General features: G+C 63.8%; 25 protein-coding genes. 14 read left to right on the top strand and 11 right to left on the bottom strand.

Annotated features, from left to right (window positions below):
• Nucleotides 1-37: 37 nt before the first annotated feature.
• The gene (locus tag AC1Z3V_RS16115; RefSeq protein WP_483504096.1) at nt 38-1,312 is read right to left on the bottom strand and encodes an amidase; all 1,275 of its coding nucleotides are present in this window, start codon (nt 1,310-1,312) and stop codon (nt 38-40) included.
• A 298-nt stretch (nt 1,313-1,610) separates the two neighbouring features.
• Here AC1Z3V_RS16115 and AC1Z3V_RS16110 point away from each other — a divergent pair, with 298 nt between their 5' ends.
• The 3 genes from AC1Z3V_RS16110 (at nt 1,611) to AC1Z3V_RS16100 (ending at nt 5,908) form a co-directional block, all read left to right on the top strand.
• Nucleotides 1,611-3,173 carry an alkaline phosphatase D family protein gene (locus AC1Z3V_RS16110; RefSeq protein WP_483500357.1) on the top strand — a complete coding sequence of 521 codons (1,563 nt, stop codon included), beginning with the start codon at nt 1,611-1,613 and terminating at the stop codon, nt 3,171-3,173.
• 199 nt (nt 3,174-3,372) lie between these two features.
• The gene (gene typA / locus AC1Z3V_RS16105) at nt 3,373-5,199 is read left to right on the top strand and encodes a translational GTPase TypA (protein ID WP_429814897.1); all 1,827 of its coding nucleotides are present in this window, start codon (nt 3,373-3,375) and stop codon (nt 5,197-5,199) included.
• A gap of 202 nt (nt 5,200-5,401) precedes the next feature.
• On the top strand, nt 5,402-5,908 hold the full coding sequence (locus AC1Z3V_RS16100; RefSeq protein ID WP_173517776.1) for a GNAT family N-acetyltransferase: 507 nt from the start codon (nt 5,402-5,404) through the stop codon (nt 5,906-5,908).
• A 39-nt stretch (nt 5,909-5,947) separates the two neighbouring features.
• Here the strand turns inward: AC1Z3V_RS16100 and AC1Z3V_RS16095 are convergent, their stop codons facing one another.
• Entirely contained in the window at nt 5,948-6,547 is a 600-nt protein-coding gene (locus tag AC1Z3V_RS16095; RefSeq protein WP_483500354.1) for a hypothetical protein, read from the bottom strand.
• Between the two features lie 158 nt (nt 6,548-6,705).
• Here AC1Z3V_RS16095 and ppa point away from each other — a divergent pair, with 158 nt between their 5' ends.
• Nucleotides 6,706-7,239 (top strand): inorganic diphosphatase, encoded by a 534-nt coding sequence (ppa, locus tag AC1Z3V_RS16090; RefSeq protein WP_173517774.1) that lies wholly within the window; start codon nt 6,706-6,708, stop codon nt 7,237-7,239.
• Nucleotides 7,240-7,295: 56 nt separating this feature from the next.
• Here the strand turns inward: ppa and AC1Z3V_RS16085 are convergent, their stop codons facing one another.
• Both AC1Z3V_RS16085 and AC1Z3V_RS16080 read right to left on the bottom strand, forming a co-directional pair.
• Entirely contained in the window at nt 7,296-7,613 is a 318-nt protein-coding gene (locus tag AC1Z3V_RS16085) for a DUF167 domain-containing protein (RefSeq protein WP_483500352.1), read from the bottom strand.
• A 2-nt stretch (nt 7,614-7,615) separates the two neighbouring features.
• On the bottom strand, nt 7,616-7,909 hold the full coding sequence (locus AC1Z3V_RS16080; protein ID WP_113535285.1) for a YggT family protein: 294 nt from the start codon (nt 7,907-7,909) through the stop codon (nt 7,616-7,618).
• A 134-nt stretch (nt 7,910-8,043) separates the two neighbouring features.
• Between AC1Z3V_RS16080 and AC1Z3V_RS16075 the strand changes: the two genes are divergently transcribed.
• The gene (locus tag AC1Z3V_RS16075; protein ID WP_429814909.1) at nt 8,044-9,285 is read left to right on the top strand and encodes an MFS transporter; all 1,242 of its coding nucleotides are present in this window, start codon (nt 8,044-8,046) and stop codon (nt 9,283-9,285) included.
• 28 nt (nt 9,286-9,313) lie between these two features.
• On the opposite strand, the gene AC1Z3V_RS16070 is transcribed toward AC1Z3V_RS16075, so the two are convergent.
• The 6 genes from AC1Z3V_RS16070 to hemC form a co-directional block, all read right to left on the bottom strand.
• Nucleotides 9,314-10,054 (bottom strand): glutamine amidotransferase, encoded by a 741-nt coding sequence (locus AC1Z3V_RS16070; RefSeq protein WP_429814912.1) that lies wholly within the window; start codon nt 10,052-10,054, stop codon nt 9,314-9,316.
• Nucleotide 10,055: 1 nt separating this feature from the next.
• Nucleotides 10,056-10,538, bottom strand: a complete 483-nt coding sequence (locus tag AC1Z3V_RS16065) for a tellurite resistance TerB family protein (protein WP_483500349.1) — start codon at nt 10,536-10,538, stop codon at nt 10,056-10,058.
• A 26-nt stretch (nt 10,539-10,564) separates the two neighbouring features.
• Complete coding sequence (locus AC1Z3V_RS16060) at nt 10,565-12,217, bottom strand: heme biosynthesis HemY N-terminal domain-containing protein (RefSeq protein WP_483500347.1); 1,653 nt, start codon at nt 12,215-12,217, stop codon at nt 10,565-10,567.
• An 11-nt stretch (nt 12,218-12,228) separates the two neighbouring features.
• Nucleotides 12,229-13,494: a COG4223 family protein gene (locus tag AC1Z3V_RS16055; RefSeq protein ID WP_483500345.1), complete on the bottom strand. Its 1,266-nt coding sequence runs from the start codon at nt 13,492-13,494 to the stop codon at nt 12,229-12,231.
• A 155-nt stretch (nt 13,495-13,649) separates the two neighbouring features.
• Nucleotides 13,650-14,363, bottom strand: a complete 714-nt coding sequence (locus tag AC1Z3V_RS16050) for a uroporphyrinogen-III synthase (RefSeq protein WP_483500343.1) — start codon at nt 14,361-14,363, stop codon at nt 13,650-13,652.
• Nucleotides 14,364-14,367: 4 nt separating this feature from the next.
• On the bottom strand, nt 14,368-15,297 hold the full coding sequence (gene hemC / locus AC1Z3V_RS16045; protein ID WP_483500342.1) for a hydroxymethylbilane synthase: 930 nt from the start codon (nt 15,295-15,297) through the stop codon (nt 14,368-14,370).
• Nucleotides 15,298-15,371: 74 nt separating this feature from the next.
• Between hemC and tsaD the strand changes: the two genes are divergently transcribed.
• The 6 genes from tsaD (at nt 15,372) to AC1Z3V_RS16015 (ending at nt 19,565) form a co-directional block, all read left to right on the top strand.
• Nucleotides 15,372-16,466, top strand: a complete 1,095-nt coding sequence (gene tsaD / locus AC1Z3V_RS16040) for a tRNA (adenosine(37)-N6)-threonylcarbamoyltransferase complex transferase subunit TsaD (protein WP_483500340.1) — start codon at nt 15,372-15,374, stop codon at nt 16,464-16,466.
• Nucleotides 16,467-16,577: 111 nt separating this feature from the next.
• Entirely contained in the window at nt 16,578-17,561 is a 984-nt protein-coding gene (locus AC1Z3V_RS16035; RefSeq protein ID WP_483504095.1) for an NAD(P)H-dependent glycerol-3-phosphate dehydrogenase, read from the top strand.
• Between the two features lie 77 nt (nt 17,562-17,638).
• Complete coding sequence (locus AC1Z3V_RS16030) at nt 17,639-17,932, top strand: YciI-like protein (protein WP_483500338.1); 294 nt, start codon at nt 17,639-17,641, stop codon at nt 17,930-17,932.
• A 6-nt stretch (nt 17,933-17,938) separates the two neighbouring features.
• Nucleotides 17,939-18,370 (top strand): EVE domain-containing protein, encoded by a 432-nt coding sequence (locus AC1Z3V_RS16025; RefSeq protein ID WP_429814939.1) that lies wholly within the window; start codon nt 17,939-17,941, stop codon nt 18,368-18,370.
• Between the two features lie 65 nt (nt 18,371-18,435).
• Entirely contained in the window at nt 18,436-19,101 is a 666-nt protein-coding gene (locus AC1Z3V_RS16020; protein WP_483500336.1) for a class I SAM-dependent methyltransferase, read from the top strand.
• 50 nt (nt 19,102-19,151) lie between these two features.
• Nucleotides 19,152-19,565: a DUF1761 domain-containing protein gene (locus AC1Z3V_RS16015; protein WP_483500334.1), complete on the top strand. Its 414-nt coding sequence runs from the start codon at nt 19,152-19,154 to the stop codon at nt 19,563-19,565.
• 20 nt (nt 19,566-19,585) lie between these two features.
• Here AC1Z3V_RS16015 and AC1Z3V_RS16010 read toward each other — a convergent pair whose 3' ends face one another.
• Nucleotides 19,586-20,392: a hypothetical protein gene (locus AC1Z3V_RS16010; RefSeq protein ID WP_483500332.1), complete on the bottom strand. Its 807-nt coding sequence runs from the start codon at nt 20,390-20,392 to the stop codon at nt 19,586-19,588.
• A 305-nt stretch (nt 20,393-20,697) separates the two neighbouring features.
• On the opposite strand from AC1Z3V_RS16010, the gene sdhC reads away from it, so the two are divergent.
• Genes sdhC through sdhA form a run of 3 tightly spaced genes read left to right on the top strand, consistent with a single transcriptional unit; the run spans nt 20,698 to nt 23,338 of the window.
• Nucleotides 20,698-21,090, top strand: coding sequence for a succinate dehydrogenase, cytochrome b556 subunit (sdhC, locus tag AC1Z3V_RS16005; RefSeq protein WP_173517759.1), 393 nt, complete (start codon nt 20,698-20,700; stop codon nt 21,088-21,090).
• A gap of 18 nt (nt 21,091-21,108) precedes the next feature.
• Nucleotides 21,109-21,489 carry a succinate dehydrogenase, hydrophobic membrane anchor protein gene (gene sdhD, locus AC1Z3V_RS16000; protein ID WP_429814951.1) on the top strand — a complete coding sequence of 127 codons (381 nt, stop codon included), beginning with the start codon at nt 21,109-21,111 and terminating at the stop codon, nt 21,487-21,489.
• 7 nt (nt 21,490-21,496) lie between these two features.
• Nucleotides 21,497-23,338, top strand: a complete 1,842-nt coding sequence (gene sdhA, locus AC1Z3V_RS15995; protein WP_483500329.1) for a succinate dehydrogenase flavoprotein subunit — start codon at nt 21,497-21,499, stop codon at nt 23,336-23,338.
• Nucleotides 23,339-23,350: the final 12 nt, after the last annotated feature.

The raw sequence follows: 23,350 nt of genomic DNA, 5'->3' as shown, positions 1-23,350 counted from the left end.
GCAGCTCTTCTCGGTTCGATCGAGATGTCTTGTCGCGTCAGTTTTTCCGCAGCAGCGCCTCCACCGAAAGAGCGGCCGCCAGCACCGCCGCATCCGTTCCTTTCCTGCCCACCAGCATCATGCCGGCCGGGCGCTGGAGGTTCGGCATCGGCAGCGTGATGGCGCTGAGGTCGAACTGGTTGGCGATCTGGCAATTGCGCAGCAACAGATCCTCCACGCGGTTGTATTCCGCCCGGTCCGCTTCGACGCTTGCGATCGGCACGGCGGCGATCGGTGTCGTCGGCAGCGCGATGAGATCGTAGGGCGAAAGCCGCTCGTCCATTGCGGCGGCGAGCCCGCGCCGCGTTTCCAGCAAGGCGGCGATGGCTGCATCGGGTACGGTGAGACGGCGCCGAAGCGGCAGCTTGACCCTGTCGTCGACGGGGGCCGCGGCGTCATTCAGCCAGCCGGCATGGATGCGGCTTGCTTCCAGCCCGGCGATCGAGCCGATTCGCGTCGCTTCGCCGAGCTTCTCCATCAGGTCCTCCAATGTGAAGTCGGCGATTTCCGCGCCGGCCTTGGCCAACCGGCCGAGGCTTGCCGAGAAGGCATCGGCGATTTCGGGCGAGAGGTCTTCGAACAGCCTTCCCCGGGGGATGCCGATGCGAAGGCCTGCAATCGGGCGAGCGACAAGCGGTTTCGGTTGCTCACCGGTCATCACGGCATCAGCCGTCGCGCAATCGGCAACCGTTCGCGCAAGCGGCCCGAGCGAATCGAGGGCGGGCGACAGCGGAAAGGCGCCCTGGAGTGGAATGCGGCTGGCGGTCGGCTTGAAGCCGACGATGCCGTTCAGCGCCGCGGGGATGCGTATGGAGCCGCCGGTGTCGGAACCGATGGCAATGTCGCAAGTGCCTTCGGCTGCCGAAACCCCGGCGCCGGAAGACGAGCCGCCGGGGATGAGGCTCTCGTTTGTGGCGTTGCCGGGCACCGGGTAGTGCGGATTGAGGCCGACCGCGGTGAAGGCGAATTCCGTCATATGGGTCTTGCCGATGATCACAGCGCCGGCAGCGCGCAGTCGCTGAATGGCGAGGGCATCTTTCGCGGCCGGGACCGCATTGCGGCGGATGATGGAGCCGGCAAGCGTCGGTTCGCCGGCAACGTCGAAAAGGTCCTTGATCGAAACGATCTTGCCGTCGAGCGGACCGAGGCTCGTGCCGTCCCGTCGGCGGCGGTCGGCGGCATCGGCTTCCGCGCGGGCATTTTCCGCATAGAGGCGCACGAAGGCTTTTTCTTCGCGCCGGCGATCGTTGAGCCGGCTCAGGATCTGTTCCATGCGGTCGCGGGCGGGAGTGTTGGCGGAGTGAGACACGATGATGACCTGTCGATTTGGTGTCGCCGCGCGGCGGCATGAGGCGGGATCATTGCCCGGATTCGCATCTGCGGTCAGGCTTTCTTCTTTGATAGCAGCATTGGCGGCGAAAGCCATTGCTCCGATGCCGAACGAGGTGGTCCCGACCTTCACCGAACTGTCGCCAAACCGTTCAAATAGTTTCATGCGGCTGTTACGTCGCTGACATCGGCATGACCAAAGGTCCGGCACGCGCGGTCGCGCTGCCGAATCGGAGGTCTGTTTGGCCGATATCCTCAAGACGCTTTCCCGGCGTTCTTTCCTGCTTTCCGCCGGTGCCGCGGGCTTCGTCGCCTCATCCGGCCTTGCGACACCCTTCTATGCTAGAGGCTACGGCCGGCCGGAATTCATTCACGGAGTGCAATCGGGTGATGTCGATACCTCCTCCGGCATGATCTGGACCCGAGTGGATCGACCGTCGCGGGTGTCGGTCGAGTATTCGACGACCGAGAGCTTTGCCAATCCGGTTCGGCTTGCCGATCTCACGGCGACGCCCCAAACCGATTGCGCGGTCAAGTGTTCGCTCGACGGGCTGCTGCTGGACCAAGACATCTTCTACCGTTTCACCGCCACGGATCTTTATGATGTCAATCGTGTCTCCGAGCCGGTGGTCGGCCGGTTTCGCACCGCCCCCTTGCGCAAGCGCTCGGTCCGGTTTGTCTGGTCCGGCGATACGGCGGGCCAGGGCTGGGGCATCGACGATGTCGGTATGAAGACCTATTCGACCATGCGGCTGCACGAGCCGGATTTCTTCATTCATTCCGGCGATACGATCTATGCCGACAACCCCATCCCCGACGAGATTCCCCTTCGCGATGGCGGCGTCTGGAAGAACCAGGTGGTCACGCATGAGAAGCGCGACGTGGCGCGCACGCTCGAGGAATATCGCGGCCAATGGAAATACAACCTGCTCGACGAGCATGTCCGGCAGTTGAACGCGGTCTGCCCCACCTTCTACCAGTGGGATGACCATGAGGTCCTGAACAACTGGTCGGCCTCGACCGATCTTCGCGACGATCCGCGCTATCCGGAAAAGGACGTCGCCGTCTATGCCGAGCGGGCGGCCCGGGCGTTCCACGAGATGACACCGATCCGCACACCGGCGACGCAGCCCGGCCGCATCTTCCGCAAGGTCGGCTATGGGCCGTTGCTCGACGTGTTCTTCGTCGACCTCAGATCCTATCGCGGCGCCAACCAGGGCGAGGGCGGCGGTGCGCTATTCGGCTGGCGGCAGGCGGACTGGCTGAAGCGCGAACTTGCCGCTTCGCGCGCGGTCTGGAAGGTGATCGCCTGCGACATGCCGATCGGTCTCGTCGTCTGGGACGATTATGCCAACAGGCGCGGTTCGGACGCGATCGCCAATGGCGACAATGGTGCGCCTCAGGGACGTGAGCGCGAATTCGCCGATCTCCTGCGTTTCATCCGCGACAACGGCATCGACAATCTCGTCTGGCTGACGGCGGACGTGCACTATACCGCCGCGCATCACTACGATCCCGCGCGCGCCGCCTTCAAGGACTTCACGCCTTTCTGGGAATTTGTGTCGGGGCCGCTGCATTCCGGCACCTATGGGCCGAAGGAGCTCGACATGACCTTCGGGCCGGAGGTCCGCTTCATCAAGGCGTCCGGCGGCGGCATCGACAGCAACCTGCCGCCATCGGCCGGTCTGCAGTTCTTCGGCATCGTCGATATCAACGGTCAGACAGAGCGGATGACGGTCCGTTTGATGGACCGGCAGGACCAGGAACTCTGGCGCGTGACGCTCGATCCGGCCGCGATTGCATGACGAATCTGGTCCAGGCCGGCCGCTTCTCAAACTCTGTTCGCGAGACCCCTGGCGGGTGCAAACCCATGGCCTACCGGCATTCGAACGCGGCGCTCGTGCGCGCGCCCCCTTTCGCAATCGCAAAAAAACCTGTATGAGCGCGACCATTGAAAAAGCGGCGTGGCCCATCGGGGCTTGCCCTGAACCTCCGAGACGAAAAATGAGCATTCGTAACATCGCGATTATCGCGCACGTCGACCATGGGAAAACGACCCTTGTTGACGAGCTCCTGAAGCAGTCGGGCTCGTTCCGCGAAAACCAGCGCGTTGCCGAGCGCGTCATGGACTCCAACGACCTCGAAAAAGAGCGCGGTATCACCATTCTCGCCAAGGCGACTTCGGTCGAATGGAAGGGAACCCGCATCAACATCGTCGATACCCCCGGCCACGCCGACTTTGGTGGTGAAGTCGAGCGCATCCTGTCGATGGTGGACGGCGCCATCGTTCTCGTCGACGCTTCTGAAGGCCCGATGCCGCAGACGAAGTTCGTCGTCGGCAAGGCGCTGAAGGTCGGCCTGAAGCCGATCGTCGCGATCAACAAGATCGACCGTCCGGACGGCCGCCACGAGGAAGTCATCAACGAAGTCTTCGACCTCTTCGCCAATCTCGACGCCTCCGACGAACAGCTCGACTTCCCGATCCTCTACGGTTCGGGCCGCGATGGCTGGATGAACGTCGCTCCCGAAGGTCCGAAGGACCAGGGCATGGCGCCGCTTCTCGACCTCGTTCTGAAGCACGTGCCGGAGCCGACGGTTGCCGAAGGTCCGTTCAGCATGATCGGCACGATCCTTGAAGCCAACCCCTTCCTCGGCCGCATCATCACCGGCCGTATCCATTCGGGCTCGCTGAAGCCGAACCAGGCCGTCAAGGTTCTGGGCCAGGACGGCAAGCTGCTCGAAAATGGCCGTATCTCGAAGATCCTTGCCTTCCGTGGCATCGAGCGTCAGCCGATCGACGAAGCGCATGCGGGCGACATCGTCGCGATCGCTGGTCTCACCAAGGGCACCGTCGCCGATACCTTCTGCGACCCGAGCGTTGCCGAGGCGCTGACCGCGCAGCCGATCGACCCGCCGACCGTCACCATGTCCTTCATCGTCAACGACAGTCCGCTTGCCGGCACCGAAGGCGACAAGGTCACGAGCCGCGTCATCCGTGACCGCCTGTTCAAGGAGGCCGAAGGCAACGTTGCGCTGAAGATCGAAGAATCCTCCGAGAAGGATTCGTTCTTCGTCTCCGGCCGCGGCGAACTGCAGCTTGCGGTTCTGATCGAGACCATGCGCCGCGAAGGCTTCGAGCTTGCCGTGTCGCGTCCGCGCGTCGTCATGCACAAGGACGACAACGGCCAGCTGCTCGAGCCGATCGAAGAAGTGGTCATCGACGTCGACGAAGAGCATTCCGGCGTCGTCGTGCAGAAGATGTCGGAGCGCAAGGCCGAAATGGTCGAACTGCGTCCGTCCGGCGGCAACCGCGTTCGTCTCGTGTTCTTCGCTCCGACCCGCGGCCTCATCGGCTACCAGTCGGAGCTTCTGACCGACACCCGCGGCACGGCGATCATGAACCGCCTGTTCCACGACTACCAGCCCTACAAGGGTGAGATCGGCGGTCGCGTCAACGGCGTTCTCCTGTCGAACGACGCCGGCGAATCGGTCGCCTACGCGATGTTCAACCTGGAAGACCGCGGCCCGATGATCATCGACGCCGGCGAGAAGGTCTATGCCGGCATGATCATCGGCATCCACACCCGCGACAACGATCTCGAAGTGAACGTGCTGAAGGGCAAGAAGCTCACCAACATGCGCGCTGCCGGCAAGGACGAAGCCGTTCGCCTGACGCCGCCGATCCGCATGACGCTCGAGCGCGCTCTCTCCTGGATCCAGGATGACGAACTCGTCGAAGTGACGCCGAAGTCGATCCGCCTGCGCAAGCTGCATCTCGACCCGAACGAGCGCAAGCGCTTCGAAAAGGCCCGCACCGCCGGCGCGGCTTAAGCATCCTGAAATTACCGAGCCTAAAAGAACCCCGGAGCGATCCGGGGTTTTTGCTGTGTGTGCCACGGATGGGCGACTTGCGGATAAAGTTAAAAAGGCGTTAACCTTGCATAGGGTGCCGTTAAAGTTGCCTGTGGGTTAACGCTGGCCGGCAACCGGGCGGGATTCCTGTTCGCCCTGTGTGCGTTTAGAGTCGCGAGTCATGAAGACTGTTTCGATCGAGGTCCGGCCTGGAGAGCCGCAGGAAGCGGCGGCGATTGCCGACGTGCACCGCGTTTCGTGGTTGCAGGCCTATGGCGGTCTCATTCCCCATCGTCCGCTGGTTCAGATGGTCAACCGCCGCGATGAAGTGTGGTGGCGCAAGGCGACGCGTGGGCCCGCGACGCTGCTCGTCGTTGACGTTGCCGGAACCATTGCCGGCTATGCAACGCTCGGCCTCAGCCGTGCCAAGGCGCTGCCGCAGGAAGGCGAGATCTACGAGATCTATCTCAGGCCGGAATATCAGGGCATCGGCCTCGGACGCATCCTCTTCGGCGAAGCCAAGAGCCTGTTGCGTTCGCTCGGTTGCCGCGGCCTCGTGGTCTGGTGCCTCGAGGACAGCGAACACGCCTACCAGTTTTTCCAGGGCGCCGGCGGCACCGATATCGCCGAAGGCATGGAAGACTTCGGCGACAAGCACCTGAAGAAGGTCGGCTTCGTCTGGAACTGACCCGCTCCGCCTTGCGGACAACTTCCTGAAATCGAAGGCTTATTCCGGCAGTTGATTGTTGGGCTCGGCCGCCTTGTCGCCGCGCGTGCCGTGATAGCTGGCCTTGTCGATGCCGCAGCGGAAGGTCGGCGCCACCTCGTCGGCGATCTTGCGCGCAAGGGCGTTCGGATCGGGATTGGCGAGCGCGTCGACATAGCCGGCAACGCAGCCCTTGCCGTCACCCTTCTGCGCGACCTTGGAGACGACGAGGACCTGGCCCTGAAGCGCGGGGACCGAGGCGCCCGAGGCGTCCGTGTTCTCGATGAACCAGCGCAGGATCGTCGCGACCGGGGTGCCGCCCTTGGCAATCCGCCACTCCACCGTCGTGCCGGTATGGTTGAAGGGGATGAAGCTCTCGAAGGCATCGTCGGCGTAGCGCTGGTTCAGGTGGCCGAAGGAGACGCTCTGGCGGATGTCGGCTTCCTTGAACCGAACCGGGTAATCGGCGTGCCCGGGGCAGGTCATCAGCACATACATGCCTTCCTCTTCCGCGATCGTCTTGCACTTGTCGCGGCCGATGTCGATGTAGACGCTCTCATTGGCCATCACCGATCCGGCGGATAACAAAACCAGCGCCAGGGCTGCAACCTTTCCGTTCATCGTCATCTCCCTCCACCGAGATTTGGGCACTCTTGCAAGACGTTTCGCGAAGACAAAACGAGCGGTTGAATCTGCGCTACGGACGAAAGTTATGTTGCATCGCGGCATGTTTCCCTTTATCCGACGGGCACACTTCTCAACTGACCCTGGAGTAGTCCATGCGCATCGACGCGATTTCCATCGGAAAGAATCCACCAGAAGATGTCAACGTCATCGTTGAAGTTCCCGTCGGCGGCCATCCGATCAAGTACGAGATGGACAAGGAAGCCGGCACGCTGGTCGTCGACCGCTTCCTCTACACCCCGATGACCTATCCGGGTAACTACGGCTTCGTGCCGCATACGCTGTCTGACGACGGCGACCCGATCGACGTTCTGATCTGCAACACCCGTCCGCTGGTTCCGGGCTGCGTCATCAACGTCCGCCCGATCGGCGTGATGATGATGGAAGACAATTCCGGACAGGATGAAAAGATCATCGCTGTGCCGTCGTCGCACCTGACCAAGCGTTACGACAAGGTTGTCGAATACACCGATCTGCCGGAAATCACGCTCAAGCAGATCGAGCACTTCTTCGAGCACTACAAGGATCTGGAGCCCGGCAAGTGGGTGAAGATCTTCGGCTGGAAGGATGCTTCCACCGCGAGGCAGTTGATCAAGGAAGCCGTCGAGCGCGCCAAGGGCGCCAAGTAAGCTTCGAGCGGCGCAGGTCCGACGGAAGACCGCTTCAGCGTTTTTCTGGAACTGCGCTACTGACCGACAAGCTCTGCAAGTCGTCTGAATATGTCGTCCGGGTCGCCGTCGATCCGGAGGATTTTTTTGCGCTGCGTATCGCCTGAGATGAGGGAGAGCTTGCTCTTGGCAAGCCCGAGCTTCTTCGCGAGAAAGGCAATCAGCGCCTGGTTGGCCTTGCCCTTCTCCGGAACCGCGCTGACGCGTACTTTCAGATGTTCTTCTCCGTCGGCGGCCGCTTCCAGGCCATCAATGGCATCGCGGCCGCCGTTCGGCGTCAGGCGTACCGTCAGGCGGACGTGGTCGCCATGCGCGGTGAAGGCCGGGTTGGCCATCGTTAGCCAAGCAGCGCCTGTGCGATCGTCGTATTCAGGAAGAGCTGGATGAAATAGAGGATCACCAGCACCACCAGGGGCGACAGGTCCACGCCGCCCATGTCGGGCAGCACACGGCGGATCGGGCGATAGAGCGGCTCCGTCAGCTGGTAGAGCGAGCGGCCGATCATGTTGATCGCCTGATTGTTCACGTTGATGACGTTGAACGCGTAGAGCCAGGAAAAGATGGCAGACGCGATGACCAGAAACCACGCGATGTTGATGATGAAGTTCAAGGTGCCGATAACAGCAAGCATGCCGGTCTCCAAAACGTTATTGACAGACATGTAGACATTGAGACCTAAACGAGCAAGTACGCCGGTTTATCGGGCGCGATCATGTTTAACGTGAGAACGCGTGATAACCGACCCTCAGTAGGAGTCTCTTCCGCATGTCCGCCGTTCATGCCTCGCACCGTTTTGCCGCCTTCCGGCATGTCGGCTATCGCCGCTATTTCTTCTCGCGGTTCCTTGCTTACTTCGCCATCCAGATCATCTCGGTCGCCGTCGGCTGGCAGATCTATGATCTCACCCGCAATCCCTTCGATCTCGGTCTGATCGGCCTCTTCCAGTTTCTGCCGTCTCTGGTGCTGATCCTCGTCACCGGCGCGGCTGCGGACCGCTACAACCGGCGCATGATCATGGGGATCTGCATGGTCGTCAGCACGCTCTGCGCGACGGCATTGCTGTTGCTGACCGTATCCGGGTTGTTTTCACCCTGGCCGGTCTATGCGGTCCTGATCGTCTTCGGCATCGAACGCGCGTTCCTTGCGCCCGCGTCGCAGTCACTGGCGCCCAACCTCGTGCCGCCCGAAGATCTGCCCAATGCGATCGCGTGGAATTCCACGTCCTGGCAAACGGCGATGATCGTCGGTCCGGTTGCCGGCGGCCTGATCTATGCGCTCGGCGCCGTTGCGCCTTATGCCGTCGGTGTCTGCTTCTTTCTGGCCTCGGCGCTGATGGTCTTCGCGATCCCGAAGCCGGCAGCGCGCACGCAAGCCGCCGGCCAGAGCTGGGAGACGATCACCGCAGGTTTCCGCTATATCAAGGCGGAGAAGGTGGTTCTGGGTGCGATATCACTCGATCTCTTCGCCGTGCTGCTCGGCGGCGCGGTCGCGCTGATGCCGGTCTTTGCCCGCGATATTCTCGATCTCGGTCCCTGGGGTCTCGGCCTCCTGCGCGCCGCCCCCGGCATCGGTGCCGTCAGCATGGCGGTCTGGCTGGCCGCGCACCCGATCCGCCACCGCGCCGGTTTCTACATGTTCACCGGGGTCGCGCTCTTCGGTCTCGGCACCGTTGTCTTCGGTCTTTCGGCGACGCCCTGGATCTCGATCGCCGCGCTCGTCGTCATGGGCGCTGCCGACATGATCTCGGTCTATGTGCGTGAAATCCTGATCACGCTCTGGACGCCGGACGAGCTGCGCGGCCGGGTCAACGCCGTCAACATGGTCTTCATCGGCGCGTCCAACGAGCTCGGCGAATTCCGCGCCGGCATGATGGCATCCGGCTTCGGCGCCGTCTTTGCGGTGGCCTTCGGCGGCCTGGGAACGCTACTCGTGTCCGGGCTCTGGGCGCTCGGTTTCCCGCAGTTACGCAAGATCGACACGCTGGACGTGCCTGATCACCACAAGTAGCGGGCACACGGCGCAGGGGACCGGCCGCTTACGCCTTTGTCGGATTTGATTTCGGCCGCTCGTCGCGCAGGAAGATCAGTTCCAGGAAGTTCTCCATCCAGGTGCGCAGCGGCCCGTCGTGCTGCATGCGTCCGTCGAGATGGGCCTTGCCCACCTGGGCGCCCGGCATCTCGAAGCGGTGCGCACCATGTACGACCCAGCGGTGCATCATGGCGCGGGTCAGTTCGCCGTGGAACTGAATGCCCCAGGCATTGTCGCCATAGCGGAACGCCTGATTGGGATAGGTGTCGCCGGTCGCGAGCAGCTCGGCGCCGGTCGGCAGGTCGAAACCTTCGCGGTGGAAATGGTAGACCATGGCCGGCCAGTCCATCAGCGCCTTGCCGGCTTCGGTCGCGACCAGCGGATACCAACCGATCTCGGTCATGCCTTCGTGATGCGGCGCCACGGAGCCGCCGAGATTGCGCGCCAGCATCTGGGCGCCGAGGCAGATGCCGAGATAGGGCTTGTTCTCCTTGAGCGGCACGGACAGCCAGTCGATCTCGCGGCGAACGAACTCTTCCTCGTCATTGGCGCTCATCGGTCCGCCGAAGATGATCGTGCCGCTATGATGTTCCAGTGTTGGCGGCAGATCGTCGCCGAGTGCCGGCCGACGGATGTCGAGCCGAAAGCCCTTCTGTTCCAGGATCTGGCCGACACGGCCGGCGCTCGACCGCTCCTGATGCAGGATGATCAGTACGGGCTTTCGGGCGCTGGTGTCCGGCATCGGCATTTCAGTTTTCCTGTTGTGGCTCGGCGTCTTCGACGGCGTCGCTTCTCGCCGCAGCCACCTGCCGCTGCAGCACCCGATCGCGACCGGAGACGCCGAGCAGATCGGCGATCCGCCAGATCACGTGGTCTTCCATCTCGCTGCGCTCACCGTCGGCATAGACGATATCCCAGAGCATGCCGACGAGTTCGATCCGTTGCTCTTCCGAGAGGTGGCGCTTGATCTCGGCGGTGAACTGGTAGAAGTCGATCGCCTCGCTTTCCGCAGTCTCACCTGCTTCGATCAGCGCGGCAAGCGAGGCATCGTCGAGCTTGTAGTGTTTCTTGATGACCGACCGCATCTTGCGCCGTTCGGATGCAAGGATCCGGCCGTCGGCTTCCATCACCTGGAAACAGAGGGCGATGACGGCCACGCGCGGATCGCCATGCTCTATCTGCGTCGTCGGGCCGGTCAGGCCGTCGAGAAACGTTCGTAAGCGTTCAAACATGTATTTCGCCACAACCCCTTGAGAGTTCAAAACAGTCGGAAACTAGTCTTTTCCGGCGCCCTCTCGCCGGCGGCTGGATCGCGCACGCCGGGATCATCCGGCGGACGGCCGAAGAAAGGATCGGGTATACGCTCGCCGTTGGTAACCTCTTCCTTCTCCGTCTTCTTGACCGGAGTCTTGTCGGCTATCGGCTCGGATGGCTTGCGCTCCGTAACCTTGATGGGCTGCGGCTCCGGGCGTGCCTCCTCCCGTTCGGCCTCGACGATGACCGGCGTTTCGCTGCGGCGGGCTACGGGTGCCGGTTCATGCGCATGCGGCTCCACCGCCACCGGCGGCAGATTGCGGATCGCCTCGTCGGCATTCGATTGCTCGTGGTCGACGGTCGCCGAAAGCGTATGCGGGGGCGCCTTCCATTCGAACGCATCGAGCCGCCCGCTGACCGGCGACACCGGCAGCCAGGTCGGTGACGTCACGCCGTCGGCCGTCCAAGCGGGGTCGCGTGGGCTGCGCAGGGCCTGCGCCATCCAGTGGCGGATGCGGCCCTCGTCGCCGGTATCCGCCTCTTCGATATCGGCGAGCAGCAGGAAGACGCTCTCGGTCGGGTCGAGCCGGGCGGCGGCTTCCGCCTTGGTCCGCGCCAGAAGCAGTTCGCGCGCTTCGAGCGCGGCTTCGGCGACGGCAGCCATCGCCACGGCATTGTTGGGTTTCAGGGCTTCGAGCTTTCGCGCCCGCTTCAACCGGTCAACGGCGGTGTCGCCGCCACGGGCGCGCACGTAGAGCCGCGCCACGTCCGGATGCGGATCGTGCTTCCAGCTCTTTTCGAGGATCGAAGTCCCCTTGCGCAGGTTGTCCTCGCGAAACAGCGCCTTGGCAGCCGTCAGCGCCGCCGGTACCAGATGTTCGTCAAGCTTCAGTGCGGCAAGCGCATCGTCGCGCGCCGCCTTCACGTCGCCGTCGAGCCTGGTGATCGCCCGAGCGGTCAGGAGCACCGCCTTCTTGCGGTCGGCTTCCTTACGCTCGACCACATGGGCGGCGCGGCTCTGGTCGAGGAGACGCAAAGCATCGTCCCACTGTCCGGCCTGGCTCTGGCTGTCGAGCGTCGCGAGCGCTGCCCAGGGCAAATGCGGCGCCTTCTCGGCGGCGCGTTCGGCATATTGCCGGGCGGCCTCGTGGGCGCCGAGGCGTTTGGCTTCGAGGTAGAGGCCACGGAGCCCGAGCTCGCGGGTCTCCGGATCATCGGCCATCAGCTCGAACTTGCGACGCGCATCGTCGTACTTGCCTTCGATGAGGGCGGTCTGCGCTTCGAGCAGGTGGATCAGCGGCTCCTGGTCGGCGCTGATCAATCCGCGGGTGCGGGCGGTCATCTTGCGGGCAAGATTGGCGTCGCCGGCGCCGGCAGCGATCAGGCCGGTCGAAAGCGCCTGGTAGCCACGGTCGCGCTTGCGGGCGCGGAAATAGCGGGTGACGGTGTGCGGCGAGAGCCAGATGGTGCGTACAAGCCAGACGGCGATCAGCACCGCGGCGATCAGCGAGATCAGTAGTGACGCGGCGCGCATCAGGCTCATCTCGATGAGCTGGCCCTGCCAGATCAGCGATAGTTCACCCGGTCGATCCGCGAGCCACGCGAAGCCGAGGCCGAGACCGAGCACGATCAGGATGAAAATCAGAATGCGAATCATATCTGGTATCCTCAGCCCTCTGTGCCTGGCTTTGCCATCGTCGCGGCGACGGCGGCATCGATCGCGGCTTCGACACGCAAACGCTGGTCGAGCTTGGCCTTGAAGGTCTCGCCCGCCGGTTTGGCGGCATCCGGCAGGCCATCCCACTCCAGAGCGGCGCCCTTGAGGTCGCCGTTGTTCAGCTTGTCCTCGATGCGGGCGATGACGGCTTCAGGCGTTTCACCCTCGACACTGCCGACGGGGCGCACGCGAATGCCGGACATGGCGCTGGACACCAGCCGGTCGAAGATGCCCTCGTTCGGATCGGGCTGATTGAGGGCGTCGAGCATGGCATCGGCGGTTTTCGGGAATTCGCGGCGCAGGTCGGTGCGGGTCGGCACGCCAACCTGGGCATCCTGAGCCAGAGCGGCGACGGCCGGCTCTTCCGGTGCGATGCTGCGCAGGGCGTCGAGTTCGGCAAGGAAGGGGCCGCCGCGATCGATTGCCGACTTCAGCGCCGTGACCGCGACCGCCTTGGCCATCTGGATGTCGTTGACCGGCTCGTTGAGCTTCTGTTCGGCGGATTCGATGCGGCTCGTGAGCTCGGCCTTCTCGGCAGTTGCCGCCTGTTGCGCATCGGCAAGCGCCGTCTTCAGGCCTGCGAGCTCCTTGGTGAGCGTGTCGATCTCCGCCTTCAGCGTTTCGACCTCGGCGCCCGGCGCCCCATTCGTTCCGGGTTGGGAGGCAGACTGCTCCAGAGCGGCGATACGGGCTTCGAGCGCAGTGTTGTCGACGACTGCTGCGGACGTCGGGAGTGCTGCGATCTGGTCGCGCAGGGCCTGCAGCTCACCGGAGATGTTCTGCTCGATGCCGGAAGCGCCGCGATCGGGGCCAAGTCCGGGGACGATGCCCGCATATTGCAGGCCGCCGAAGCCGAGCAGCGTTACGAGGCCGCCGACGATGCCGGCCGCAAGCGCGCCGGAGTTCGATACCGGTTTCTGCCGCAGCGTCGGCTCCGGCTCATGTGTCGAGTGGGGCGGCTCTTCGGCGAAGACGGCTGCGGCCGCATCGGCGCGCTGCTCCTCGATCTCTTCTTCCAGACGCGATCCGGCGGCACTGTCGTCGCTGCTGTCCGTCGTCGTGTCATCCGTCTTTGCGTCGCTTGCGCTTGCCGCGTCCGTCACTGTCTCGCGGCTGGCTTCGGCCTCTGATTCCGCAACGGTTTTTTCCGCTTCGAGGTCGATCGTCAGCGGTTCCTTCTCGGACTTCGAGCGGCGCGGCGGGTTTTCCGATACCATGGTGACCTCTTCCCGTTGGTGCCTGTCGGCTCTTCTCTCAAACCTAGTCAGCCGGATCGGTGAGGGAAAGCCCCTCCGTTCCGTTTTTGGCCGAATCGGCATCGGACTAGCGCGGAATGCGGGCGGAAAACCGGCCACACTTTCCTCATCCCGATTTAGAGCAATCTAAAAAGGTTTTCCTCATCGGGCTTTGCGGCGATCTGCGACATGACGTTGCGTGGCAGCGCCTCGGCAACGGCAACGCTCAGGCAAAGGTAGCGCGGGCTGAAGGACGCAGCGTCCAGACCAGCCTCCAACAGCAAAGTCGTCAGCCGCCGGGCCGTCTCCCGGGAATAGAGAAGAACGGCGTCGGGTCGGCCGGTTCGCGCAAGATCTCGCAACGCGCCCGGCGGGAGCGTGATCGGTTCCATGCGGTAGCATTCGACCGTTCTATGCTCGACACCGTGCTGGCGGAGCGTGCTCTCGAGACCGTCGGAGCGAGGCGAGCCGGTCAGGTAGAGGAGGGGCTGTTTCGGCAAAGTGCCGGCGGCCGAAATGATCAGCCCGGCCAGCGCTTCGCCGGCGCCGTCTCCGACGCGGATATCGGTGAAGCCAAGTTCCGCTGCCGCCCGCGCGGTCGCCTCGCCGACGCAGAAGCACGGGGTTTTCAGATGCTTTTCCATTTCACTGCCCAGCGCTGCGAGCACCCGAACGGCTTCGGCGCTGGTCAGGACGATGGCGGAAAATGGCTGTTCGAGCGCCGCGCTGGCAACGGCCGTGAGATGCGTCGCCTGCATCAACGGCAGGAGGATCGGCTGGTGGCCGGCAGCCTGCAGCCGGCGTGCCGTCGCCTCGGCGGCGGGAAGCGGCCGGGTGACGAGCACGCGCATCGGCTCAGGTCCAGCTTGCAAAGAAGCCGGGCCCGGCCTTGGCGCGGATTTCCTCGCCCGCCTTCTTGCCGAGCGCTTCGGCTTCGGTGGCCTTGCCTTCGATGGTGACGCGATGATGCGTCTGGCCGTCGGGTGTGAGGATCATGCCGGAAAAACTGAGATGTGTGCCATCCGAGATGGCGAGACCGGCGATCGGCGTGCGGCAGGAACCGTCAAGCGTTGCCAGGAAACCGCGCTCGCAGGCGACTGCCTCGTGCGTGCGCGCATCGTCGATCGCGGCGAGCAGGTCGTTGATGCGGCTGTCGCCAATCCGGCTCTCGATGCAGATCGCGCCTTGCGCGGGGGCCGGCGGGAAATCCTTGGGATCGAGCAATTCGGTCGGTACGTCGGTCATGCCAAGCCGCTTCAGGCCGGCATAGGCGAGCAGCGTTGCGTCCACCTGGCCCTCAGCGAGCTTTCGCAGCCGCGTTTCCACCTGGCCGCGATAGGTGATGACGTTGAGATCCGGGCGCAGCCGGCGGATCAGCGCCTGGCGGCGCAGCGACGAGGAACCGACGGTCGCGCCCTCGGGCAGTTCCATCAGCTTGCGCGCCGTGCGCCCGATGAAGGCGTCGCGAATGTCCTCGCGCGGCAGGAAGGCGGAAAGACAGAGCCCGTCCGGCAGCTTCGTCGGCATGTCCTTGGACGAATGCACGGCAAAATCGAGTTCGCCCGACAGCAACTGCTGTTCGATCTCCTCGGTGAACAGGCCCTTGCCGCCGATCTCGGCGAGCGAGCGGTCGGTGATCCGGTCGCCCTTGGTCGAGAGGATGACGACCTCGAACATTTCCGGCGCCAAGCCATGCGCCGCTGCGAGCCGATCGCGCGTTTCATGGGCTTGAGCGAGCGCCAGCGGGCTGCCGCGCGTGCCAATCCGGAAAGGTTTTGTTTGCATCAAAGGCTATCCATTGTTACCGGAGTTCCGTGTACCCACCTTTCGGTGTGACCGCAATCTTTGAGTATACCCTGATGTCTCCGCCCCTGCGCATCCTCGGCATAGAAACAAGCTGCGACGAAACCGCCGCTTCCGTCATTTTGCGCGATTCCGACGGCAAGGGCCACATTCTCGGGGACGTCGTTCTCAGCCAGTTGGAAGAGCACAGCGCCTATGGTGGCGTGGTTCCGGAGATTGCAGCGCGCGCCCATGTCGAGGCGCTCGATACGCTGATCGAGGAAGCGCTGCTGCGCGCCGGTGTGACGCTTTCGGACATCGATGCGATCGCTGCGACAAGTGGTCCCGGTCTGATCGGCGGCCTGATCGTCGGGCTGATGACCGGCAAGGCGATCGCGCGGGCGACGGGCAAGCCGCTCTATGCCGTCAATCATCTCGAAGGACACGCGCTGACGGCGCGGCTGACCGACGGGCTCTCCTTCCCCTATCTGATGCTGCTTGTCTCCGGCGGCCATACGCAGCTCATCCTCGTCAAGGGCGTCGGCGAATACGAACGCTGGGGCACGACGATCGACGATGCACTTGGCGAGGCCTTCGACAAGACGGCGAAACTGCTCGGCCTTCCCTATCCGGGAGGCCCGGCCGTGGAGCGTGCGGCACTCGCCGGCAACCCGGAACGTTTCGATTTTCCACGCCCGCTTGTCGGTGACGCGAGGCTCGATTTCTCGTTTTCGGGGCTGAAGACGGCGGTGCGCCAGGCGGCGCAATCGCTGGAGCCGGTGACGAATGAGGACATCGCCGATATCTGCGCCTCCTTCCAGCGCGCGATTTCGCGCACGCTCAAGGATCGCGTCGGACGCGGGCTGAAGCGCTTCAAGGCAGAGCATGCTGGCGTGGCGCGCCCGGCTCTGGTTGTTGCCGGCGGCGTTGCCGCCAATCAGGTGCTGCGTTCGACGCTGCAGACCCTGTGCGCCCAATCCGGTTTCGAGTTTATCGCACCGCCGCTTTCGCTCTGCACCGACAATGCCGCGATGATCGCCTGGGCCGGTGCGGAACGCCTGGCGGCGGGCATGGCGGCCGATGGCCTCGACGTCGCGCCGCGCTCGCGCTGGCCGCTCGACGCTCAGGCACAGGCACTGCTTGGCTCCGGCAAACGCGGCGCCAAGGCATGAAATTCAGCCAAGGGCATGAAGAATTCAGCCAAGGGCATGAGAGGCCCGGCCAGGGGCTCAGCCCGGCGTGATGCAGGATGTGACGGATAGAGAATGAACGATAATTCCAAGATCGGCCCCAAGATCGTCGTCGTCGGTGCCGGCGCCTTTGGCACCGCGCTTGCCGCGGTTGCGGCCTCGGCCGTTGGCAGCGACGTGACGTTGCTCGCCCGTCGCCGGGAGAGCGCAGAGGCGTGCCAAAGCACCGGTCGCAATGAGGATCACCTGCCGGGCATCGACCTGCCTGCGGCGTTGAAACATACGGCCGATGTCTCTGTTCTGGCCGATGCCGAGGTCGTTCTTTTCGCCATGCCGTCCCAGGCGCATCGCGATGCGGCGCGGCAATATGGCCCGCAGATCAATGCCGCCGCCACGATCGTCACCTGCGCCAAGGGCATGGAACAGGCGACCGGCCGGTTGCTGACCGATGTCCTGTCGGAGGAATTGCCCGGCCGTTCGATCGGCGTGCTTTCGGGGCCCGGTTTTGCTGCCGATATCGCCAAGGGCCTGCCGACTGCGATGGTGATCGCTGCGGCCGATGCCCAAACGGCGACGATGCTGGCAGAGGTGCTTTCAGGCCCGACCTTCCGTCTCTACCCGTCGGAGGATCGCATCGGGGTCCAGCTCGGCGGCGCGCTCAAGAACGTGCTGGCCATCGCCTGCGGCATCGTCGAGGGCGCAGGGCTCGGCGATTCCGCCCGCGCAGCGCTGATCTCGCGCGGTCTTGCCGAGATGTCGCGCTTCATTGCCGCCGAGGGTGGCGAGGCCGACACGGTGCGCGGGCTGTCCGGCCTTGGCGACCTCGTGTTGACGGCCACCAGCCACCAGTCGCGCAACCTGCGCTTCGGTATCGCGCTCGGCAAGAACGGCCGCGCCGATGGGCGCACGAGCGAACTGGTCGAAGGGGCGTTTGCTGCCTCGGTCGCCGCCCGTGTCGCCCATGATCTCAGGGTTGAAATGCCGATCACCGAAGCGGTGGCGGCGATCATCGACGGCAAGCTCGATGTCCGCACCGCACTCGAACAATTGATGACACGCCCGATTACTCAGGAATAATCCCGCAACGGGATGAGGAAAAGCGTAGGCGGGTCTCCGCTTGCATCCCGCGCCAAACGACAGCCCCAGGAGGAAGCATGCTCTTCGCACTTCATTGCACCGACCAGCCAGGCGCCCTGCAGCTTCGGCTCGATACCCGCCCCGATCACGTCGCCTATCTCAATGATCTCAACGCAAAGGGCATCCTGAAAATGGCGGGCCCGTTCCTCGGCGACGACGGCAAGCCGACCGGCAGCCTGGTGATCGTCAAGGCCGAGACCATCGACGAAGCCCGTGCTTTCGCCGAAGCGGATCCCTATGCCAAGGCGGGTCTTTTCTCCCATGTCGAGATCAAGGCCTTCAACTGGGTCTTCAATAATCCGGAGGCTTGAGAGGCGATGGCGCACTGGCTCTACAAGTCCGAACCATTCAAGTGGTCCTGGCAGATGCAGAAGGATGCGGGCGCCAAGGGCACCGAGTGGACCGGCGTGCGCAACTATCAGGCGCGCAACAACATGCGGGCGATGCAGATCGGCGACAAGGGCTTCTTCTACCACTCGAACGAGGGCCTGGAGATCGTCGGCATCACCGAGGTCTCGGCGCTTTCGCACCCGGATTCGACCGCAGAGGGTGATGCCCGCTGGGACTGCGTCGACATCCGCGCGGTGATGGACATGCCGCGTCCGGTGACGCTGAAGGAGATCAAGGACAATCCGAAGCTCGCCAAGATGTCGCTCGTCACCTCCATGCGCCTTTCGGTGCAGCCGGTGACCGAGGACGAATGGATCGAGGTCTGCCGTATGGGCGGGCTCGACAATCCGCCGCGGTAGTTTGTTTTCCGCATGATTTGTCCGACACCGGTTCCCCGCCTTTCGGATCACATCTGGAGAGTTGTTTGAAGACCGATCCGGAAAGCTTCATTCTCGCCAATACCGGCGTTCTCTCGCCGCCGCATGTGCCGGAGGTCCGCCTGCATCTGGCAACCGAGGCGCATGAGCTCTGGCTGAAGACGGAGGAGGAATTGCAGGAGATCGGCCTGCCGCCGCCGTTCTGGGCCTTTGCCTGGGCCGGTGGGCAGGGGCTTGCGCGCTATATCCTCGATCATCCGGAGGTGGTGCGCGGCAGGCAGGTCGTCGATTTCGCCTCCGGTTCCGGTCTGGTGGCGATCGCCGCGATGAAGGCCGGCGCGGCCTCGGTTCTTGCTGCCGATATCGATCCCTGGGCGGAAACGGCGGTCCGGCTCAATGCCGATCTCAACGGCGTCACGCTTTCCTATACGGGCGAGGACGTGACCGGCCGCGATCTCGACGCCGATGTCTACCTCGCCGGCGACGTCTTCTATGACAAGGCTTTCGCCGACCAACTGAAGCCGTGGTTTTCGGATCTGGCGGCAAAAGGCGTGACGGTGATCGTCGGCGATCCCGGCCGCGCCTATTGCCCGCGCGAGATGATGACGGCGCTTGCGACTTACGAGGTTCCCGTGACGCGCGCACTGGAAGACAGCGAGATCAAGCGCACGACCGTCTGGCGCTTCGGAGCGGCTGCGGACACGGACGGTTGACAGCCCAAAGGCCTTCGATTCCAATCCGTCAAAAAACGAGGGGATCGAACATGGCATTTGCGGGCATGAACTATCTGGCGGTGCTGATTGCCGCCATCGCGGCTTTCATCATTGGCGCGATCTATTACGGCGTTCTCGGCAAGCCCTGGATGAAGGCCGCGCGCATCGATCCCGCGAGCGCGCAGATGTCGCCGGTACTCTTCGCCATTTCCTTCGCCTCGGAACTGGTGATGGCGACCATGGTCGCCGGTGTCGTCGGCCACCTCGGTCCGGGCGAGGTGACACTCGTCAACGGCATCGCCTCGGCCTTCTTCCTCTGGCTCGGCTTCGTCGCCACGACCCTCGTCGTCAACCATCGCTATCAGGGTTTCGGCTGGGACCTGTCGCTGATCGACGGGGTGCACTGGCTGCTTGTGCTTCTGGCGATGGGCGCCATCATCGGCGCCATGGGCGTATCGGGCTGATCCGGCCGGAAGCGCCGCGACTACCGCCGGATCACGCAGACGCCGTGTTCATAGGCGCAGGAGCCGTTCATCGTTTGCGGCGTGACATTGATGATCTTGCCGCGTTTCGTCTGCGGTGGCGGCGCGTACTCGCCGCCGTCGGCATAGCCGTAATCGCCTTCCTGGTTGAAATAGATGCCGTTGCCGAGGTCGACATAGGCGGAAATGCCGCCGACATAGGTGCCGATGCCCGGGATGATGTCCGGATATTCATCGCCGCCATAATAGCCCGGGCGATAGTCGCGGCGCTGGCCGCCGGATGTCCAGATCTCGCGTCCGGCCCTGTCGCGAACCCATCCGCCGCCGGTTCCCCAGTGCTCGGCATAGGCGCCGCGATAGGGGCGATATTGCGGGAGGAGAACATGCCGCGTGCGTGTCTCGACTTCCGGCAGTCCATCGGCGATGCGTGGGCGACCATCGTGGCGGCGGCCCCCGGATGTCCAGATGTCATTGCCTGCCCTGTCGCGAACCCATCCGCCGCGATGCTCCCAGCGCCCGGCATAGGGGCCGGGGTAGGGGCGATATCGGGGGAGACCAATGTGCCGGGTGCGCGTGTTCACTTCCGGCAGCCCGTTGTTGGCCATCCAGCCGCGACGCGGCATGTGATTGCGGTTCCAGCCGCTGCGATAGCCTGAGCGGTCCGAATACATGCGGACATGGTTGCTGCGCGTCTGGAAGCCGCGTCCTCCGCCCCAGTCGCGGGCCTCCAGGGGGATACAGGTTGTGGCGATGACCAGGCCGGCGAGCGCTAGCACTTTGGTCGCATGGATTGCCCTGAACAGAGTCATTCTGTTCGCCCTCCGGATGACGCTTAACAAATCGTTAAGATCACCTTGGGCCACTTTCGCCGGAAAGTCACGGAATTGCTTGGCTTTTTGCCGCTATCGTTAACGGATGCCCATGTCTCCGGCAGGCAGGAAAATGGCGCAATTCGTCTAATCGATTAAATTGATTTTGCACCGCAAACACACTTGTCGTTAAGCATTATGGTGATTAAAGGTCCGAATGACTGAATTGCGCACAATCAGGTGCGATACCGGACTAAAATCGTCCAGTTTATTGGGCGAAAATCCGGGCATTCCGTGAGGTTCCGATGACGAATGTCACAAGAAGCCGGCCACTCTCGCCGCATCTTCAAATCTATAAACCGATCCCGACGATGGTGATGTCCATTGTGCACCGCATTACCGGCGGCGCGCTCTATTTCGGCACCATCCTCGTTGCCTGGTGGCTGATCGCCGCCGCATCGGGTGCGGCCTACTACGACTGGGTTAGCTGGCTGTTCGGCACGCTGATCGGCAAGTTGGTGCTCTTCGGTTACACCTGGGCGCTGGTGCACCACATGCTCGGTGGCTTGCGCCACTTCGTCTGGGATCTCGGCTACGGCTACGAGAAGCACTTCGCCACGAAGATGGCCAAGGCGACGATCATCTGTTCGGTGGCGCTGACGCTGCTGATCTGGGTGGTCGGCTATCTCGTCCGCTAACTGAGAGGAAAGACACCCATGGATATGCGCACACCTCTCGGCAAGGTCCGCGGTCTCGGTTCCGCCAAGGAAGGCACCGATCACTTCTGGCGTCAGCGCCTGACGGCGGTCGCCAACGTTCCGCTCCTGATCTTCTTCGTCATCTTCCTCGTTCGCTACGCAGGCGCCCCGCACGCGGATGTCGTCGCCGCGCTTGCGAACCCCTTCGTCGCGGTCGTCATGGCCCTCGTCGTGCTCTCGGGCCTGGTCCACATGCGTCTCGGCATGCAGGTGATCATCGAGGACTACGTGCATGGCGAAGGCATGAAGATCGCCCTTCTCATGCTCAATACGTTTTTCACGATCGCGGTTGGCGGGCTCTGTCTCTTCGCCATCCTGAAGATCGCTTTTGCAGGGTAATTTCGCCATGGCATCGAACAGTTCACCCGCTGCAAACGGCAAGGCCTATCAATATGTCGATCACGCCTTCGACGTCGTCGTCGTCGGCGCCGGCGGCGCGGGCTTGCGTGCGACCCTCGGCATGGCCGAGCAGGGTCTGAAGACCGCCTGCATCACCAAGGTCTTCCCGACCCGCTCGCACACGGTTGCCGCCCAGGGCGGGATTGCCGCCTCGCTGCAGAACATGACGCCGGATAGCTGGCAGTGGCACCTCTACGACACCGTCAAGGGTTCCGACTGGCTCGGCGACGTCGACGCCATGCAGTATCTCGCCATGGAAGCGCCGAAGGCGGTCTATGAGCTCGAGCACTACGGCGTGCCGTTCTCGCGCAACGCGGAAGGCAAGATCTACCAGCGCCCCTTCGGCGGCCACATGCAGAACTATGGTGAAGGCCCGCCGGTTCAGCGTACCTGCGCTGCCGCCGACCGTACCGGCCACGCGATCCTGCACACGCTCTACGGCCAGTCGCTCAGGAACAATGCCGAGTTCTTCATCGAGTATTTCGCGCTCGACCTGATCATGTCGGATGATGGCCGCTGCGCCGGCGTCGTCGCCTGGAACCTCGACGATGGCACGATCCATCGCTTCTCCGCCAAGATGGTGGTGCTGGCGACCGGCGGCTACGGCCGCGCCTATTTCTCGGCGACCTCGGCGCACACCTGCACGGGCGACGGCGGCGGCATGATCGCGCGCGCCGGCCTGCCGCTGCAGGACATGGAGTTCGTGCAGTTCCACCCGACCGGCATCTACGGCGCGGGCTGCCTGATCACCGAAGGCGCACGCGGCGAAGGCGGCTACCTCGTCAACTCCGAAGGCGAGCGCTTCATGGAGCGCTATGCGCCGTCCGCCAAGGACCTTGCCTCGCGTGACGTCGTCTCGCGCTGCATGACGATGGAAATCCGCGAAGGTCGCGGCGTCGGCAAGAACAAGGACCACATCTTCCTGCACCTGGATCACCTCGATCCGGCGGTTCTCCACGAGCGCCTGCCGGGCATCTCGGAATCGGCGAAGATCTTCGCCGGCGTCGACGTGACGCGCGAGCCGATCCCGGTTCTGCCGACGGTGCACTACAACATGGGCGGCGTGCCGACCAACTATTGGGGCGAAGTCCTGAACGCCGACAGCCAGAACCCGGAGCGCGTCGCGCCCGGCCTGATGGCGGTGGGCGAGGCCGGCTGCGCCTCGGTGCACGGCGCCAACCGCCTCGGCTCCAACTCGCTGATCGACCTCGTGGTCTTCGGCCGCGCCGCCGCGATCCGCGCCGGCCAGGTGATCGACCGCAACGAGGCGATCCCGGAACTCAACAAGGCTGCCTGCGACCGGATCATGGACCGCTTCGACCGCCTGCGTAACGCCAATGGCGGCACGCCGACGGCGGTGCTGCGCGAAAAGATGCAGCGCGCCATGCAGGAAGACGCAGCCGTGTTCCGCACCCAGGAATCGCTGGAATCGGGCTGCAAGCGCATCTCGGCGATCTGGAAGGAGATGCCCGACGTCAAGGTCACTGACCGCTCGATGATCTGGAACTCCGACCTGGTCGAGACGCTGGAACTCGAAAACCTCATGGCCAACGCCATCACGACGATCTACGGCGCCGAGGCGCGCAAGGAGAGCCGTGGTTCGCACGCCCGCGAGGACTTCACCGAGGGCCCGCTCGGCGGCCGCGACGACGTCAACTGGCGCAAGCACACGCTCGCCTGGGTCAACGAGGCCGGCGACGTCAAGCTTGACTATCGCCCTGTCCATACCGACCTGATCGCCGACGGCATCGATCCCAAGAAGATCGAGCCGAAGGCACGCGTCTACTGATCTTGAGGAATA

This window comes from Ensifer sp. 38_S197 (genome assembly GCF_056924495.1).
Note: the sequence above shows the minus strand (reverse complement) of the source record. Positions and strands in the feature narration are given on the sequence as shown.